Annotated in this window: 16 protein-coding genes and 1 pseudogene; 3 read left to right on the forward strand and 14 right to left on the reverse strand. The window is 60.9% G+C overall.

What is annotated here, in order from left to right; genetic code table 11:
• Positions 1-97 precede the first annotated feature (97 nt).
• From AC4CWF_RS05585 to puuD, 5 genes are all read right to left on the reverse strand, one after another.
• Positions 98-1,243 carry an alpha-hydroxy acid oxidase gene (locus AC4CWF_RS05585; protein ID WP_491284139.1) on the reverse strand — a complete coding sequence of 382 codons (1,146 nt, stop codon included), beginning with the start codon at positions 1,241-1,243 and terminating at the stop codon, positions 98-100.
• Between the two features lie 198 nt (positions 1,244-1,441).
• Positions 1,442-1,774: a helix-turn-helix domain-containing protein gene (locus AC4CWF_RS05590; protein ID WP_491284140.1), complete on the reverse strand. Its 333-nt coding sequence runs from the start codon at positions 1,772-1,774 to the stop codon at positions 1,442-1,444.
• 40 nt (positions 1,775-1,814) lie between these two features.
• Positions 1,815-2,135, reverse strand: a complete 321-nt coding sequence (locus AC4CWF_RS05595) for a type II toxin-antitoxin system HigB family toxin (RefSeq protein ID WP_491284141.1) — start codon at positions 2,133-2,135, stop codon at positions 1,815-1,817.
• A gap of 10 nt (positions 2,136-2,145) precedes the next feature.
• Positions 2,146-3,474 carry a guanine deaminase gene (guaD, locus tag AC4CWF_RS05600; RefSeq protein WP_491284142.1) on the reverse strand — a complete coding sequence of 443 codons (1,329 nt, stop codon included), beginning with the start codon at positions 3,472-3,474 and terminating at the stop codon, positions 2,146-2,148.
• On the reverse strand, positions 3,474-4,715 hold the full coding sequence (puuD, locus tag AC4CWF_RS05605; protein ID WP_491284143.1) for a urate hydroxylase PuuD: 1,242 nt from the start codon (positions 4,713-4,715) through the stop codon (positions 3,474-3,476). The genes guaD and puuD overlap by 1 nt, the downstream gene beginning before the upstream one ends.
• Positions 4,716-4,991: 276 nt before the next feature.
• Between puuD and AC4CWF_RS05610 the strand changes: the two genes are divergently transcribed.
• Positions 4,992-5,330 carry a hypothetical protein gene (locus AC4CWF_RS05610; RefSeq protein WP_491284144.1) on the forward strand — a complete coding sequence of 113 codons (339 nt, stop codon included), beginning with the start codon at positions 4,992-4,994 and terminating at the stop codon, positions 5,328-5,330.
• Here the strand turns inward: AC4CWF_RS05610 and AC4CWF_RS05615 are convergent.
• Positions 5,324-6,229, reverse strand: a complete 906-nt coding sequence (locus AC4CWF_RS05615) for a LysR substrate-binding domain-containing protein (RefSeq protein WP_491284145.1) — start codon at positions 6,227-6,229, stop codon at positions 5,324-5,326. The genes AC4CWF_RS05610 and AC4CWF_RS05615 overlap by 7 nt on opposite strands.
• Positions 6,230-6,359: 130 nt before the next feature.
• Between AC4CWF_RS05615 and AC4CWF_RS05620 the strand changes: the two genes are divergently transcribed.
• Entirely contained in the window at positions 6,360-6,575 is a 216-nt protein-coding gene (locus tag AC4CWF_RS05620) for a hypothetical protein (protein ID WP_491284146.1), read from the forward strand.
• Between the two features lie 13 nt (positions 6,576-6,588).
• On the opposite strand, the gene AC4CWF_RS05625 is transcribed toward AC4CWF_RS05620, so the two are convergent.
• A complete protein-coding gene (locus AC4CWF_RS05625; protein ID WP_491285235.1) occupies positions 6,589-7,500 on the reverse strand; it encodes a LysR substrate-binding domain-containing protein in 912 nt (303 codons plus the stop codon).
• Positions 7,501-7,612: 112 nt separating this feature from the next.
• Here AC4CWF_RS05625 and AC4CWF_RS05630 point away from each other — a divergent pair, with 112 nt between their 5' ends.
• Positions 7,613-7,855 (forward strand): hypothetical protein, encoded by a 243-nt coding sequence (locus tag AC4CWF_RS05630; protein WP_491284147.1) that lies wholly within the window; start codon positions 7,613-7,615, stop codon positions 7,853-7,855.
• Here the strand turns inward: AC4CWF_RS05630 and xdhC are convergent.
• From xdhC to AC4CWF_RS05665, 7 genes and pseudogenes are all read right to left on the reverse strand, one after another.
• Positions 7,850-8,662, reverse strand: coding sequence for a xanthine dehydrogenase accessory protein XdhC (gene xdhC, locus AC4CWF_RS05635; protein WP_491284148.1), 813 nt, complete (start codon positions 8,660-8,662; stop codon positions 7,850-7,852). The genes AC4CWF_RS05630 and xdhC overlap by 6 nt on opposite strands.
• The gene (locus AC4CWF_RS05640; RefSeq protein ID WP_491284149.1) at positions 8,655-9,713 is read right to left on the reverse strand and encodes a sensor histidine kinase; all 1,059 of its coding nucleotides are present in this window, start codon (positions 9,711-9,713) and stop codon (positions 8,655-8,657) included. Before AC4CWF_RS05640 ends, xdhC begins: the two co-directional genes overlap by 8 nt.
• 92 nt (positions 9,714-9,805) lie before the next feature.
• Positions 9,806-12,142 carry a xanthine dehydrogenase molybdopterin binding subunit gene (gene xdhB / locus AC4CWF_RS05645; RefSeq protein ID WP_491284150.1) on the reverse strand — a complete coding sequence of 779 codons (2,337 nt, stop codon included), beginning with the start codon at positions 12,140-12,142 and terminating at the stop codon, positions 9,806-9,808.
• 51 nt (positions 12,143-12,193) lie between these two features.
• Positions 12,194-12,343: pseudogene (locus AC4CWF_RS05650) on the reverse strand (endonuclease domain-containing protein); the annotation flags it as partial.
• A 10-nt stretch (positions 12,344-12,353) separates the two neighbouring features.
• Positions 12,354-13,829 carry a xanthine dehydrogenase small subunit gene (xdhA, locus tag AC4CWF_RS05655; protein WP_491284151.1) on the reverse strand — a complete coding sequence of 492 codons (1,476 nt, stop codon included), beginning with the start codon at positions 13,827-13,829 and terminating at the stop codon, positions 12,354-12,356.
• Positions 13,830-13,846: 17 nt separating this feature from the next.
• On the reverse strand, positions 13,847-14,623 hold the full coding sequence (locus tag AC4CWF_RS05660) for a 3-hydroxybutyrate dehydrogenase (RefSeq protein ID WP_491284152.1): 777 nt from the start codon (positions 14,621-14,623) through the stop codon (positions 13,847-13,849).
• A gap of 126 nt (positions 14,624-14,749) precedes the next feature.
• On the reverse strand, positions 14,750-15,247 hold the full coding sequence (locus tag AC4CWF_RS05665; RefSeq protein WP_491284153.1) for an invasion associated locus B family protein: 498 nt from the start codon (positions 15,245-15,247) through the stop codon (positions 14,750-14,752).
• Positions 15,248-15,347: the final 100 nt, after the last annotated feature.

A 15,347-nucleotide genomic window follows, 5' to 3' on the forward strand; every position in this document is an offset into this window, starting at 1 on the left:
TTCGGCTATTTACTACGCATTCGTAAGAAACGCTGACACTGATCGATCTCAGCCGCGACGTGAAAATCAAGTCGCGGCTGATTCAGCTATATCGCCCCTAATACGGCGAGTGCGCAATAATACCCTTGTCCACGGCCTTGATGTCCCGCTTGCCGCAGAGTGCCATGGTGATGTCCATCTCCTTAGCGATGATGTTGAGCGCAAGTTCCACGCCTTCTTTCCCCATGGCGCCGAGGCCGTAGAGGAAGGGGCGGCCGATATAGGTGCCCTTGGCGCCGAGAGCGACGGCCTTCAGCACGTCCTGGCCGGAGCGGATGCCGCTGTCGAGATGCACTTCGATGCGGTCGCCGACGGCTTCGACGATTTTCGGCAGCATGCTGATGGCAGACGGTGCGCCATCCAGCTGGCGGCCGCCGTGGTTGGAGATGATGATGGCGTCAGCGCCGGTATCGGCGGCCGCGCGCGCGTCTTCCTCGTCCAGAATGCCCTTGATGATCAGCTTGCCCTGCCAGCGCTCCTTGATCCAGGCAATATCGGCCCAGGAGAGACGCGGATCGAACTGTTCCGCCGTCCAGACGCTGAGCGAGGAGAGATCCGAGACATTTTTGGCGTGGCCGACGATATTGCCAAAACCGTGGCGTTTGGTGCGGGCCATGTCCAGGCACCATTTGGGCCGAGTTGCCATCTGCCAGATGTGTTTGGGCGTGAATTTCGGTGGTGCGGAAAGGCCGTTGCGCAAATCCTTGTGGCGCTGGCCAAGAATCTGCAGGTCGGCCGTGACGACAAGCGCCGAGCAACCGGCATCCTTGGCCCGCTCGATCAGGTTCTCGATGAAGGTACGGTCCTTCATCACATAAAGCTGGAACCAGAAGGGTTTTGTGGTGACCGAGGCGACATCCTCGATCGAGCAGATGCTCATGGTCGACAGCGTGAAGGGTACGCCAAACTCTTCCGCAGCCTTTGCCGCCAACATCTCGCCATCGGCATGCTGCATGCCGGTCAGCCCCGTCGGCGACAGCGCCACCGGCATGGAAACCGGCTGGCCGATCATCTCGCTTTTCAGCGAGCGGTTCGTCATGTCCACCAGCACCCGCTGGCGCAGCTTGATCGCTGCAAAATCCTGCTCGTTTGCCCGGTAGGTGCCCTCCGTCCACGAGCCGCTATCGGCATAATCGAAGAACATCTTTGGCACGCGGCGGCGAGCGAGATTTTTGAGGTCGGCGATGGTCAGCGGCTTGGACATGGGTGCGGTATTCTCCTCCGATTTATCAGAAGAGGACTAGCATATCGGTGCCCTGTCGCCAGACAAAAAACACTCACTAGCCGAGACTTCATTGAAGCGTCACCGAAGCTTAGGCGACAGCCCGGAATCGCGATGTCGGACAACATCGCTGGCTGGCGCGTAAGCTCCAATTGAAGGATGAGAGATGACGCCCGTCTGTCAGGCGGCGTCTTGTGCGGGTCGGATCGGTTGGATCAACACTTCGGCCGGTATATTGAGTTCTGCATGCAGCCGGCGGATCATTTCCAACGACAAAGGGTGTTTACGACTGAGAATTTCGGACACCCTGCCAGGATTACCCAAAATCGGAACAAGGTCTTTCAGCGTCAGATCCTGTTGCTCGATCCGAAACAAGATCGCGTCGATCGGATCGGGGAGGTCGATCGGATGGTGCGCGCTCTCATAGGCGTCGATCAACGTCACAAGCACATCAAGCTTGTCACCTTCAGGTGTGCCGGCTTCCGCTCCCCACAGTGTCTTGAGCAGCGCCATGGCATCGTTGTAATCGTCTTCGCTATGGATAGGCCTTAACTCAATCATGTTCCACCGTTGCGGCATTGATATCGTCATAGTCGCGATGTGTGCCGATCCATTTGATCCAAACCGTGCCTCGTATGAAATCCACAGCGGCAATCAGCCGATAGTCATTGCCTTTGACATTGAAGACGACCCGTTCCGAGTTGATGATGCTCGCATGCGCATAACGCTTCTTGATGTCGGCAGACGTTCGCCAATTGGCTTTGCTGACTTCGTGATACCAGGCGTCCAGTCCGGCTTTCAGGGCATTGCCACCCTTCTGGCCCTGTGGGCTTTCTGCAAACAATCTCAACGTACGGCGAGAGATTATTCTCATTGCGAAAATATCACGCCCCCATAGTGGGTGCAACAAGCCCGCTCTTCATCGCCCGTCCCGCCACATAGGTCTCTACCACGCTGCGGTCATCCCCCAGCGTCTGCAGCAGGAAAAGCTCCTCCGGCAGGGTGTTTACCGTTTCCATGCGCAGTTTCATAGCGGGTGTTGCTGCGGCATCAAGGACCACCAGATCGGCGTCTGTGCCTTCTTCCAGCGTGCCGATCCGGTCGGCGAGCGACAGCGCCTCGGCATTGCCACGGGTCATGTGATAAAAACTGTCGAGCGGGTTCAGGCGCTCACCGAGCAGCTGCTGGATCTTGTAGGCTTCGTCCAGCGTCTTCAGCATGGAATAGCTGGAGCCGCCGCCGATATCTGTGGCCACCCCGATGCGCACCGGCTTTTGCCGCCGCGCGAGTGCCTTCAGCGGAAAGAGGCCGGAGCCGAGAAAGAGGTTTGAGGTCGGGCAATGCACCGCCACCGATCCGGTGTCTGCCAGCACATCGGCCTCCCGCTCCGACAGATGGATGGCATGGCCAAGAAGGGTCTTTTTGCCGAGAAGACCGTAGCGGGCATAGATGTCGGTGTAGTCGGTCGCGTCGGGATACAGTTCGCAGGTGTAGCGGATCTCGTCGTGGTTTTCTGACAGATGTGTCTGGATGTGCAGGTCTGGAAATTCTTGCGCCAGCGCCTGCGCGGCGCTCATCTGCTCCGGCGTGGAGGTGATCGCAAAACGCGGTGTGATCGCCACATGGTTTCGGCCCTTGCCGTGCCATTCCTCGATCACGGCGCGGGTTTCGTCATAACCAAGCTGGGCGGTGTCGAGCAGGCCCTGCGGGGCGTTGCGGTCCATCATCACCTTGCCGCCCACCATCAGCATGTTGCGGCGCATGGCCTCGGCAAAAAAGGCGTCGGCAGACGTCTTGTGGACGGAGCAATAGGCGACGGCGGTGGTGGTGCCCTGGCGCAGGAATTCGTCGTAGAAATGCGTGGCGATGCGTGCCGCATGGGCGGTTTCCACGAAGCGGCATTCCTCCGGGAATGTGTAGGTGTTCAGCCATTCGAGCAGGTTTGCGGCGTAGGAGGCAATCACCTGCATCTGCGGAAAATGCACATGGGTGTCGATAAGGCCGGGCAGGATGAGGTGCGGGCGGTGGTCCACCTCCTCGGCGGTTTCAGGAGCGACAGCCTTCACGTCGCGATAGGCGCCGGCCTTCACGATCCGGCCATCCTCGATCAGCAGTCCGCCATCCTCCTCGTAAAAGTAGCTTGCGGTATCGGTGAGGCTTTCGGGCGCGCGGTGGAAGGACAGAAGGCGGCCGCGCAGGAGAAGGCATGTCATTATCGTGTGGCTCCGGTGGCGCCCGTGGCGCTTTCATACCAAGCGGTCAGAAGCTTGCGCTCCTCCGGCGTGATGGCTGTGATATTGCCGGGCGGCATGGCATGGCTGCGGCCGGCCTGAATGTAGATCTCATGGGCATGGGCTGCGATCTCGCCATCCGTTTCGAATTTCACGCCTTTCGGCGCAAAGGTGATGCCGTCCCAGACCGGCTCTGCCGCATGGCACATGGCGCAGCGGCCCTGCACCACATCGCGGGCGGAGGCGAAATGCACGTCGCTCGCAAACTTCTGCTGGATGGGAGAGAGCGAAACCTCCGTTTCACCCGTCAGCACTTTTGGCACGGTCGACAGCCACATGATCAGGATAAACAGGATCACCGTGACGAGCCACGTCCAGGTGGGTTTTCCCTTGCGGGCATGCGTGGTGTTGAACCAGTGGCGGATGGTGACGCCCATCAGAAACACCAGTGCTGCGATCACCCAGTTAAACTGCGTGCCAAAGGCCAGCGGATAATGGTTTGACAGCATGAAGAAAATGACGGGCAACGTCAGATAATTGTTGTGCAGCGAGCGCTGCTTGGCGATGCGTCCGTATTTCGGGTCGGGCGTGCGCCCGGCAATCAGGTCGGCAACGACGATCTTCTGGTTGGGAATGATGATGAAGAAGACGTTGGCTGACATGATGGTGGCGGTAAACGCGCCGAGATGCAGGAAGGCGGCGCGGCCGGTAAAGACCTGCGTATAACCCCAGGCCATGGCGACCAACACGACATAGAGGAGCGCCATCAGGCCCCAGGTATTGTTGCCGATGGGCGATTTGCAGAGCTGGTCATAAATGATCCAGCCGACCGACAGCGAGGCGATGGAGAGACAGATCGCCTGCCAGGGGGCCAGTTCCAGAAGGCTGTGGTCGATGAGGAAGAGATCCGCGCCGCCATAATAAACGATGGCGAGCATCAGGAAACCGGACATCCAGGTGGCATAACTTTCCCACTTGAACCAGGTCAGGTGCTCCGGCATCGAGGCGGGCGCCACAAGATATTTCTGGATGTGGTAAAAACCACCGCCATGCACCTGCCATTCCTCGCCATAGGCGCCGGCCGGCAGATGCGCGCGTTTGACCAGCCCGAGATCGAGCGCGATGAAATAGAAGGACGAGCCGATCCAGGCAATGGCCGTGATCACATGCAGCCAGCGCGCGGCAAAGCTCAGCCATTCCCAGGCGATGGCATATTCGTACATTCCAGAATCCCTTCCTGTTCCCCGGCCAGATACTGTGCGAAAATTTTGTGCCGAAGGGAAGGGGAAAGGGTGCGCTGCAACAGGTGCTTCCCACGCAAAGTCGCAATCAGCGGGGCTGGTGCCAGGCTGTCGGCGACTGCGAATTGTGCATTGCGATAAATGCGGATTAGCCGATGCATGCTTATGCGCTAATATGATGTTTGCAAGGCAGCCGGTGAAGGCAACCGTGGCGCGTTCACCGACGATGACATGCACACATCAACGGAGACTAAGCTCATGCGAAGCATTCCGATACTGGTGGTGGTTGCGTCTGCGTTCCCGTCCAGCCTGTTCGCCCACGAGGCGCTGACCGGTTGGAAATATGAAGCCTTCTGTTGCAATGGCAACGAGCACAATGGCGATTGCCAGATGATCTCGACGAAGAACGTTCGGGTGACCCCTCAAGGTTATGAGATTTCGCTGCGTCCCGGCGAACACCGGCTGGTGACAAGGCGCCACGATTTCAGCGTGCCGCAGAGCCAGACCCGCCGCAGCGGAGACGAGGAGTATCATCTCTGTCTTTATCCCGACGAGGATACGTTGCGCTGTTTTTATGCCCCCGACATGGCCTATTGACCGGGTGACATCCAGGACGGCAGGGTGTCTGTCATCCATTGACGGAAGGCCACGACCTTGGCCGATCTGCGCCGGCTTTTCGGCGAGATGAGCCAGTAGGTTCTGTCGTCCTTCTTGAAAATGTCGAACGGCATAATTAGGCGGCCGGCCTCCAGTTCCTCGCGGTGAAGAAACGGGCTCAGCAGCGCCACGCCGTGACCGGCAATGGCGGCGCTGCCTTCCAGATCCAGCGCGCCGTCGGCATCGATCGTGATCGTGCCGGGCAGGGGGGTGTCGATGCCGTTCGACCGGAACCAGATCCCCCACCATTTGCTGCTGCCGCCGATCAGCGGCAGTTTCAGAAGATCCGCCGGGGTTGTCACGCCGCCGATTGTTTCGGCCAGCTTCGGGCTCAGCATGGGTGCATAGTGCAGTCGAAACAGTTCATGCGCCTCCACATCCGCCGGCGGCCGCTCGCCCCGCCAAATGACGACATCGGCATTGTCGGTACCAAAATCGACCGGCTTGTCCACCCTGAGGATACGCACCGCAAGCCCCGGATGCTGAAGCTGGAAGGCGCCGATATGGCGGGCGAGCCAGTGCGATGCAAAGGTTGGCGTGGAGCGGATTTCCAGAATGCCGTCTGCCTGTTCCCGCGCGTCGGCCAGCGCATCGGTCAAAAGTCCAAAGGCTTCCGAGATTTTCGGCAGCATGCGCTCGCCGGTTGCCGTGAGAATGCTGCGCCGCGCCTGGCGGATGAACAGCATCTCGCCGACATGGTCTTCCAGAAGCCTGATCTGGTAGCTGACCGCCGTTTGCGTCATGCCCAGTTCTTCGCCCGCTCTGGTGAAGCTGCCGAGCCTTGCCACGGCCTCGAACACCCTGACTGCGTTGAGCGGCACCTTGCGTGACAGTTTCACCGATAAGCTCTCTTTCTGTCTTGCCCGTTCGTTTGAATTGGTATGGCGCAGGAAACGGGTGGTATGTGACTGGATAGGGGCTCATCTGTCGAGCCAGACATCAAATAATTCTTAAAATTTGGAGACGATCATGGCGGTCTGGACCAAAGGTTCTGCCGGATGGAGAGGCGCGTTCCTGGCTTGGCTGAAACGGCACTTGCCGCACCGCAGCCGGCGCGCACCAGTGCATGTCAGCGATCTCACGGATGCACTGCGCCTTGACGTGTCGGCGCCGCCGCAACCGCTGCCGACACGAGAGGACGATCTGTGGGAACGCATCCGCACGGCAAAGCTGCCGCCGCTTTAACCTCAACACCGGCTCACGTCCTGCTATCAGAAGGGTTGGCATCAAAACCCGGCAGCGCCTTTTTGAGGAACGCGCGGAACGCACGCACCTTGCCGGAATTGCGGCGCGCCTCGGGATAGACCAGCCAGTAATGCGATCCGTCCTCGCAGGTGAGATCGAACGGCTGGATCAGGCGCCCCATCGCCACTTCCTCCGGATAAAATTCCGGGCGCAGAATGGCAACGCCATGGCCGGCAACGGCGGCGGCCGCCTCGAAGGATTGTGCGCCGAGCTTGCTGCGCGGATACCGCGCCAGATCCGCATCCGGATAACCGGCGGCATTAAACCAGATCCGCCACCACGGGTCGCTCGGATCGATGATCCTGAGTTTCAACAGGTCCAGCGGCTCACGGATGCCGCCGATACTGTCGGCCAGCTGTGGGCTCAGCATGGGAGTGAAATGATTGCGCATGGCAAAATGCGCCGTCAGGCCGGGCCAGTGCCCCTTGCCGGTGCGGATGGCAAGGTCGGCTTGCGTCTTTGAAAAATCGATGACCTCCTGCGATGTTTCCAAGCGCACGGCGATGCCTGGATTTTGCAGCTGGAACACCCCGAGATGGCGTGCCAGCCACTGCGAGGCAAAGGTTGCCGTGGCATGGATGGTGAGCGTGCCCTCGGCCGTCTGGCTGAGATCGTTCATCGCCTCACGCAGAAGCTCGAAACTCTCCGACACCTTGGGCGCCAGCCGTTGTCCGGCATCCGTCAGCTGGATCCGGCGCGGCTGGCGCAGGAACAGCACCTCACCCAGCGTGTCCTCCAGCAGTTTCACCTGATAGCTCACCGCCGTCTGTGTCAGGCCGAGTTCTTCGCCGGCCTTGGTAAAGCTCAGGTGGCGCGCCACAGCCTCGAACACCCGCAAGGCATTCAGCGGGAACTGTTTTGACATCTTCAATGCATCAATCCTCTTGATCCGTGCAGACGAAGCTTCGATTGGATCCTCGCCCTCTTTTGTCGCATCCTAAAGACAATTCGCTCGACAGGATAGAGGGAGCAAGTCCATGAGTTTGCACGAAATTAGAGGTATCGTCCGCCCGGCACTGCTGCTTGATATCTGGCGCCAGATCGGCGTGTGGCTTGGCGGAAAAAGCAGGCCACGCAGCAATGCGCTTCATCTGGAGGAGATGCCGGTGTCGCAGTTGCAGGACATCGGGTTTTGCGATGGGCGCCAGACGCGTCACGGTTTGCCTCACAAGACCGCCTTCGACGCTGCCCGCGATGCCATGCTGCGCCGGTCGTTATGAGCGCGTACCGGGGAGGCTTGCATAAACGGCAAGCAATTCGGCGGCCACCAGCGCTGCGATGACGGCCGGGCGCTTGTCACGCACCGTTGTGCCGCCGATGGGCAGGATGAGCCGATCGGCGGAGAGGGCACCGTCCGTTTCCCGCGCCAGCCAGTTTCGGAACGTTGCGCGTTTGGTGGCCGAACCGATCATGCCGATATAAGGCAGGTCCGCCCGGGCCAGCGCCTCGCGAGCAATCAGAAAATCCAGTGCGTGATCGTGGGTGAGGATGAGGACGGCGCTGCCGGGGGCAAGGTTTTTCACCAGCGCTTCCGGCATGGCAACATGGCGGGTTTTTATGCCCTCGGGCAGATCCTCCAGCGCCTCGGCACGTGTCTCCACCACCGTGACAGAAAAGGGGAGGGGTTCCAGCGCGCGCGCCAGCGCCTGTCCGACATGGCCGGCGCCGAACAGCATGACTCCGGGGAAGGCGGCAGACTCTGCGGCAGCGCGTGCCCGAAGGTTAGCGGCCATCTGTGGCGTTACCGTCTCGAAACTCAGCAATGTGCGCCCGCCGCAGCACTGGCCGATGTCGGGACCGAGCGGAATGTCCATCTCGCTTTGACCCTCGCCGTCGATGACACGTCGCGCATTGTCGATCGCCATGAATTCCAGCTGTCCACCGCCGATCGTGCCCCAGCTTGCGGTGGGGGCAACCAGCATGATGGCGCCTGCCTCACGCGGCGTCGATCCCTTGGCCTGGCGGATCGTCACGCAGACACAAGCGGAATACCTGTTGAGAAACAGTTCTAGCCCGGCTTCAGACATCGTCGCCCTGGCGGAAAACGCCGACCAGTTCGAACCTCAGCCCGTCCGGGTCGTAGGTCGTCGCGCCGGTTCCGGAAAAATAGTTGGCGACGATCTGGTCGGTGAGGCGGGAGCCGAAGCCGCGACGTGTGGGGGCAGAAACCGGCGGTCCGCCGTTTTCGTGCCAGGTAAACCGAAAGGCATTGTCCGCGCCGGCCGACCAGATGATATCGATGGTTCCGCTGCCATTGGACAGAGCGCCATATTTCAGCGCATTGGTGGCGAGTTCATAGACGGCAAGAGACAGGCCAACGGCTTGCTGCGGCGAAACGCGAACTTCCGGACCGGAGATGCGGATGCGTGCGGGATCATCCACATGGGCTGCCATGCTTTCGGTCACAACCGCGTCGATCAGCGCGTCGTTTTCCGATTGGTGGATAAGGCTTTGCGCCTTGCCAAGGGCTGCCACACGGTTTCCAAGCGTCAGGCGCGCTTCTTCCAGCGTCTGGGCGTGGCGCATGGTGGCGCTGACAACGGCTGTTGTCACCGCCATGGTGTTCTTCACCCGATGCACCAGTTCCCGCCGCAGCATTTCCTGCTCGCGTTGGCTCTTGATCAGAGGTGTGGTGTCGACCGCCACGTTGATCAATCCACGAACAAGCCCGTCGTCATCGTAAAGTGGGCTATAGGAAAAGGTCCAGAAGGTTTCCTCCGGATAGCCGTTGCGCGTCATCATGAGGCGCATGTTTTCCATATAGGTGCTCTTGCCGGCGAGCGCCTGATCCACCAGCGGTTTTACGTCGTCCCAGACGTCGGACCAGATGCTGTGAAACGGCTGGCCAAGCGCACCCGCCTCCTTCGCGCCGAGAAACGGCCGATAGGCATCGTTGTAGAGCATGTTGAGGTCAGGACCCCAGAACAGGCAGATCGCATGGCCCTGCTGCACCATCATCTGCACGATGGCGCGCAGCGACTGAGGCCAGGCGTCAATTCCATCCATCCCTGTGCGGGACCAGTCGAACACGCGGATCGCCTGTCCCATCTGGCCACCGTCTTTGGGAAATTCCTTCACTGCGTCTTGTCTCCGGCCGCATCTCATCACGGTTATATATTATCGATTGCAGCAGCTATCCGATAGGGCGCTTGTTCGGCCGGGGTCACACTCTACAACGACTTCAGCCTCTCCACCGCCATCAGCACGCGCTCGGGCGTTGCGGGGGCATCGAGCCTGGGGCAGACGCTGTAATCGGCCACGGAAGCCACCGCCATGGAAATCGCTTCCAACACCGAGATCGCCAGCATGAACGGCGGTTCGCCGACGGCCTTGGAGCGGCCGATGGTGGGCTCACGGTTTTCCGACCATTCGGCAAGCTTGACGTTGAAGATCTTTGGCCGGTCGGAGGCAAGCGGGATCTTGTAGGTGGAGGGGGCGTGCGTACGAAGCCTGCCCTTGGCATCCCACCACAATTCCTCCGTCGTCAGCCAGCCCATGCCCTGCACGAAGGCGCCTTCCACCTGGCCGATATCGATGATCGGGTTCAACGAGCGGCCGACATCATGCAGGATGTCGGTGCGCTCCATCATGTATTCGCCGGTCAGCGTATCGATGGAGACTTCCGAGCAGGCGGCGCCATAGGCGTAATAATAGAAGGGCCGGCCGCGGCCGGCCGCGCGATCCCAGTGGATTTTGGGCGTCTTGTAAAAACCGGCGGCAGAGAGTTGCACCCGGTCGAAATAGGCGGCCTTCACCAGTTGATCGAAGGACAGCGTTTCGGTGCCGACCCGTACGCGGTTGGGCAGGAATTCCACGTCCGCCACCGTCACCTGCCATTTGCGGCAGGCGAAATCGACAAGCCTTTCCCTGATCTGGCGCGCGGCATCATAGGCCGCCATACCGTTCAAATCCGAGCCGGAGGAGGCGGCGGTGGCAGAGGTATTGGGCACCTTGCCTGTCGTCGTCGCGGTGATTTTTATCCGCTCTATATCGACGTTGAAGGCATCGGCCACCACCTGCGCCACCTTGGTATAAAGCCCCTGGCCCATCTCGGTGCCACCGTGGTTCAGATGGATCGAGCCATCCGAATAGACATGCACGAGGGCTCCCGCCTGGTTGAAGGCGGTCATGGTGAAGGAAATGCCGAATTTCACCGGCGTCAGCGCGATGCCCTTGCGGATGACAGGGCTTGTCGCATTAAAATCGATGATCGCCTGACGCCGCGCGCGGTAATCGCTGGAGGCTTCCAGCTCCTCCACCACGCGCAGGATCACATTGTCCTCGACCTCCTGGTGATAGGGGGTGAGCGTGCGCCCGGAGCCGGGCTCTCCATAAAAATTCAGCTTGCGCACATCCAGCGGGTCCTTGCCCACCGCATAGGCGATTTCCTCGATGAAACGCTCGCCGCCGAGCAGCCCTTGCGGACCGCCGAAACCGCGAAAGGCGGTGTTGGAACAGGTATGCGTCTTCAAGGGCTTCGAGGTCAGATGCACATGCGGATAAAAATAGCTGGAATCGGCGTGGAACAGCGCGCGGTCGGTGACGGGGCCGGAGAGATCCGAGGAAAACCCGCAGCGTGCCGCAAAGGTGGCATCCACCGCGTGGATGCGGCCTTCCTCGTCGAAGGCGAGATCGTAATCGACGCGGAAATCATGGCGCTTGCCGGTCACCGCCATGTCCTCGTCGCGGTCGGGCCGGAATTTGACGGAGCGGTTGAGCTTCTTGGCGGCAACGGCGGCGAGGCAGGCAAAGTGGTTGCCCTGCGTTTCCTTGCCGCCGAACCCGCCGCCCATGCGCCGCGTGTTGACGGTGACGGCATGGTTGGCGCAGGCCAGCACATGCGCCACCATGTGCTGCACTTCGGTCGGGTGCTGGGTGGACGACCAGACGGTCACGTCCTCGTCTTCGCCGGGAATGGCGAGCGCAATCTGGCTTTCGAGATAAAAATGCTCCTGCCCGCCGATCACCATGTGGTTCTGGATACGCAGCGGCGGTGTGTTGATCTCGGTTTCCGGTTCGCCGCGCTTCAGTGTCATCGGAGACACGACCATCGGCGCACCATTGGCAAGCGCGCCCTCGATATCCGTCCAGTGCGGCAGATCGCGGTATTCGATCTTGGCAAGCCGTGCCGCACGACGTGCCGCCTCGCGGCTTTCGCCGATCACGACGAAGATCGGCTGGCCGTGGAATTCGATCTTGTCGGTGGCGAGCAGCGGCTCGTCATGGCTGCCGTTGGAGGAGACGTCGTTGACACCAGGAATGTCGTCTGCCGTCAGCACCGCCACCACGCCGGGGGCGGATCTGACTGCGGAGAGATCGATGGACAGGATATCCGCATGCGCCCGGTCCGCCATGCCAAGTGCCGCATGCAGCGTTCCCGCCGGTTCCGGCATGTCGTCGATATATTCGGCCGTTCCCGTCACATGCTTGTGGGCGGAATCGTGCCGCAGCGAGGCGTGCATCGGGCCGTTGATGGTGGTTTTTGCTTCGAAGGTGGTGTTGTCCATCAGCGGGTTCCTTCGATGACGCTATATTTCGCAATTGCTGGGTGGCGGTGCCGCCCCCTCATCCGCCCTTCGGGCACCTTCTCCCCGAGGGGAGAAGGGGGGTGCCGCAACGCTGCCGTTCCCCTCTCCCCTCGGGGAGAGGTCCGCCGAGCGTAGTGGAGGCGGGGTGAGGGGGCCGCATGGGCAGAGGTCAGAAAATATGCGCCCACCCTCACGCCTCCTCCACCACGTCGAACCGCTTCAGTTCCTGCGGCTGGCCAGCGGTTTCCAGGAAGAAGCGGGTAAGCAGGTTGCGCGCGGTCAGCGCACGGTATTCGGCACTGGCGCGCCAGTCCGACAGCGGCTGGTAATCCTCGGCGAAGGCATCCTGCGCGAAGGCGACCGCATTCCAGCTCCATGGCTGGCCAAGAAGGGCGGCTTCCACTGAAGTGGCGCGCTTCGGCGTGCCCGCCATTCCGCCGAAGGCGATGCGGCAGGTATCCACGCAGCCTTCGCCGTCAAGGGTGATGGTGAACGCGCCGCAGAGCGCCGAAATATCCTCGTCACGGCGCTTGGAGATCTTGTAGACGGCGTAGAACGCATCCTCATGCAGGGCCGGCACAAAGATTTTTTCCACGAATTCGCCGGGCTGGCGATCCTGCCGGCCGTATTCGATGAAATAATCCTCAAGCGGCAACGTGCGCGAGCCCGTGGCCGAGCGCAGCGTGACGGTTGCACCAAGCGCAATCAGCGCCGGCGGCATGTCGCCAATGGGCGAACCGTTGGCGATATTGCCGCCAACCGTGCCCATGTTGCGCACCTGCGCACCGCCGATGCGGTCGATCAGCCGGCCAAGGGCTGGATAGGCAAGGTCAAGTGCGTTCAGCGCATGGGCATAGGTGACGCCGGCGCCGAGCGTGATGCCGGTTTCGTCCTCGGTGATCGTCTGCAGATCGGTCAGCTGGTTGATGAAGACGACCGGATCGAGTTTGCGCATCTGCTTGGTGACCCAGAGCCCGACATCGGTGCCGCCGGCCACCACCGTCGCCTGCGGCTCGCGGGCCAGTGTGTCGGCAAGGGCCGACAGCGTGCCGGGGATGATGGCGCGATCATTACCCTTGGTGACAGTGATGGTGTCGGACGTGGCGCGGATGGTCCAGAGTTTTGCCATCACCTCGGCGCGGTCACGCTCGATCGGGTCAAACAGCGCGCTCGGGCGTTCCGCCGCCACCTGTTCGGCAGCTTTCACGATGGGCTCGTAGCCCGTGCAGCGACAGAGATTGCCTTGCAGCGCCTGCTCGATTTCTTCGCGGTTCGGCTCGCCGTTGGCCATCCAGAGGCCATAGAGCGACATCACGAAGCCCGGCGTGCAGAAACCGCATTGCGAGCCATGACAGTCCACCATCGCCTGCTGTACCGGGTGCAGTTTGCCGTCCTTGGCCGCCAGGTGCTCCACCGTCACCACATGGGTTCCGTGCAGGGAGCCGAGGAACCGAATGCAGGCATTGACGCTTTCATAACGCAGCGCGCCGCCGATCAGGCGCCCGACGAGCACCGTGCAGGCGCCGCAATCGCCTTCCGCGCAGCCTTCCTTCGTGCCGGTCAGCCGCTTTCTGAGACGAAGATAATCGAGCAGCGTCTCGGTGGGGTGAAAATCCCCCAGCACAATCTCGTCGCCGTTCAGAATGAAGCGGATGGCTGATGTCATGCGTGCCCCTGCGGTCGTTATTGGGCGGTCCAGCCGCCATCGATGGAGATATGGGTTCCGGTGATCTGTCGTGCGGCGTCGCTGGCGAGATAGAGGGCGGTGGCCGCAACCTCTTCGATGCTGACGAATTGCTTCGTCGCCTGCAAACGGAGCATGACGTCCGTCTTGACCGCCTCTTCCGAGATACCACGTTCGCGCGCCGTATCGGGGATCTGTTTCTCCACGAGGGGCGTCAGCACGTAGCCGGGGCAGATGGCGTTCACTGTAATGCCGAATTCGGCCAATTCCAGTGCGGCAGTCTTGGTGAGGCCAAGAATGCCGTGCTTGGCAGCCACATAAGCAGATTTGTACGGCGATGCAACAAGCGCGTGCGCCGAGGCCACATTGATGATGCGCCCTTTGCCGGCCGCCTTCATCAGCGGAATGGTGTTGCGCATCGTGTGGAAGGCCGAGGATAGCAGGATGGCGATCAGCTGATCCCATTTCTCCACCGGGAAATCCTCGATCTTTGCCACATGCTGGATGCCGGCATTGTTGACGAGAACATCCACGCCGCCAAAGGCATCTTTTGCCGTTGCGATGAGGTCGGAAATCTCGTCCGGCTTCGTCATGTCGGCGCCGTGATAGAGGGCGCGGCCGGACCCCAGTGTTTCGAGTTCGGCACGCGCCGCCTCGATCTCGTCGGCTCTGCCGAAACCGTTGATCACCACATTCGCGCCGTCGCGTGCAAAGGCGCGGGCAATGCCAAGCCCGATGCCGCTTGTGGATCCGGTGATGACGACGGTTCTTTCCATGCCTGCTCTCCCCCATGCGCGTGTTCTGTTGCACCGCAAGAGGCAAGGTATGCGCAAACGGGGAGGGCTGGCAACGGCTGTTTCAACCGGATGGTGCCTTGCGCAGGACTACCCGGTTGTCTTGATTTACCGGCAGCGGCTGACTTCGTTGAGCGCTGCCGTAATGCCGCGCAAGGAATAGGTATAGGTGGTGTTGGTGCCGCGGGCAGACACCGCCTTCAACGTCATGTCGCTGCCACCGCGCATGGCGCGAACCAGCACTGGTTCACGCGCCGGGTCACGCACCCATGCGGCATTTTCCTTTGGCACAAGGGTGAAATTTTCGGAACCGACCGATAGCGAAACGCGCGAATCCGCCTTCAGTCCATAACCCATGATGGCCTGCGGCATCAGGTTGGAGGCGCCCGCCTGTGGTGCGACGAGGAAAAAGTTTTCGCCATGATTGACGCTGGCCGGCTGCTGCGATGTCGGAACGGATAGCGCGTAGCATCGCTTCGCATTGCCGCTACCATAGGAATACACACCCCATGCATCGAATTGCTTGACCCTGGTTGGCTGGGCGCTGGCGGCCAGCGCGGACATCAGGACGGCGGAAACGGCAAGGGCGTATGTCTTGCTGGACATCGGATACTCCTCAAAAATGGCAGAATGGAACATCCCGGACGGGAAATTTCGTCGGGCGTAACAGCGTGCGATTGAAAGCGAGGAGGATTAGCGAAAGGTT

The sequence above is a fragment of the Neorhizobium sp. PAMB6630 genome, assembly GCF_058242775.1.

Excerpts from the sequence above, each read along its gene's own strand:
- AC4CWF_RS05585 (WP_491284139.1), bottom strand. The coding sequence starts at position 1,243 with ATGTCCAAGCCGCTGACCATCGCCGACCTCAAAAATCTCGCTCGCCGC.
- AC4CWF_RS05590 (WP_491284140.1), bottom strand. The coding sequence starts at position 1,774 with ATGGCGCTGCTCAAGACACTGTGGGGAGCGGAAGCCGGCACACCTGAA.
- AC4CWF_RS05595 (WP_491284141.1), bottom strand. The coding sequence starts at position 2,135 with ATGAGAATAATCTCTCGCCGTACGTTGAGATTGTTTGCAGAAAGCCCA.
- guaD (WP_491284142.1), bottom strand. The coding sequence starts at position 3,474 with ATGACATGCCTTCTCCTGCGCGGCCGCCTTCTGTCCTTCCACCGCGCG.
- puuD (WP_491284143.1), bottom strand. The coding sequence starts at position 4,715 with ATGTACGAATATGCCATCGCCTGGGAATGGCTGAGCTTTGCCGCGCGC.
- AC4CWF_RS05610 (WP_491284144.1), top strand. The coding sequence starts at position 4,992 with ATGCGAAGCATTCCGATACTGGTGGTGGTTGCGTCTGCGTTCCCGTCC.
- AC4CWF_RS05620 (WP_491284146.1), top strand. The coding sequence starts at position 6,360 with ATGGCGGTCTGGACCAAAGGTTCTGCCGGATGGAGAGGCGCGTTCCTG.
- AC4CWF_RS05625 (WP_491285235.1), bottom strand. The coding sequence starts at position 7,500 with ATGTCAAAACAGTTCCCGCTGAATGCCTTGCGGGTGTTCGAGGCTGTG.
- AC4CWF_RS05630 (WP_491284147.1), top strand. The coding sequence starts at position 7,613 with ATGAGTTTGCACGAAATTAGAGGTATCGTCCGCCCGGCACTGCTGCTT.
- xdhC (WP_491284148.1), bottom strand. The coding sequence starts at position 8,662 with ATGTCTGAAGCCGGGCTAGAACTGTTTCTCAACAGGTATTCCGCTTGT.
- xdhB (WP_491284150.1), bottom strand. The coding sequence starts at position 12,142 with ATGGACAACACCACCTTCGAAGCAAAAACCACCATCAACGGCCCGATG.
- xdhA (WP_491284151.1), bottom strand. The coding sequence starts at position 13,829 with ATGACATCAGCCATCCGCTTCATTCTGAACGGCGACGAGATTGTGCTG.
- AC4CWF_RS05660 (WP_491284152.1), bottom strand. The coding sequence starts at position 14,623 with ATGGAAAGAACCGTCGTCATCACCGGATCCACAAGCGGCATCGGGCTT.
- AC4CWF_RS05665 (WP_491284153.1), bottom strand. The coding sequence starts at position 15,247 with ATGTCCAGCAAGACATACGCCCTTGCCGTTTCCGCCGTCCTGATGTCC.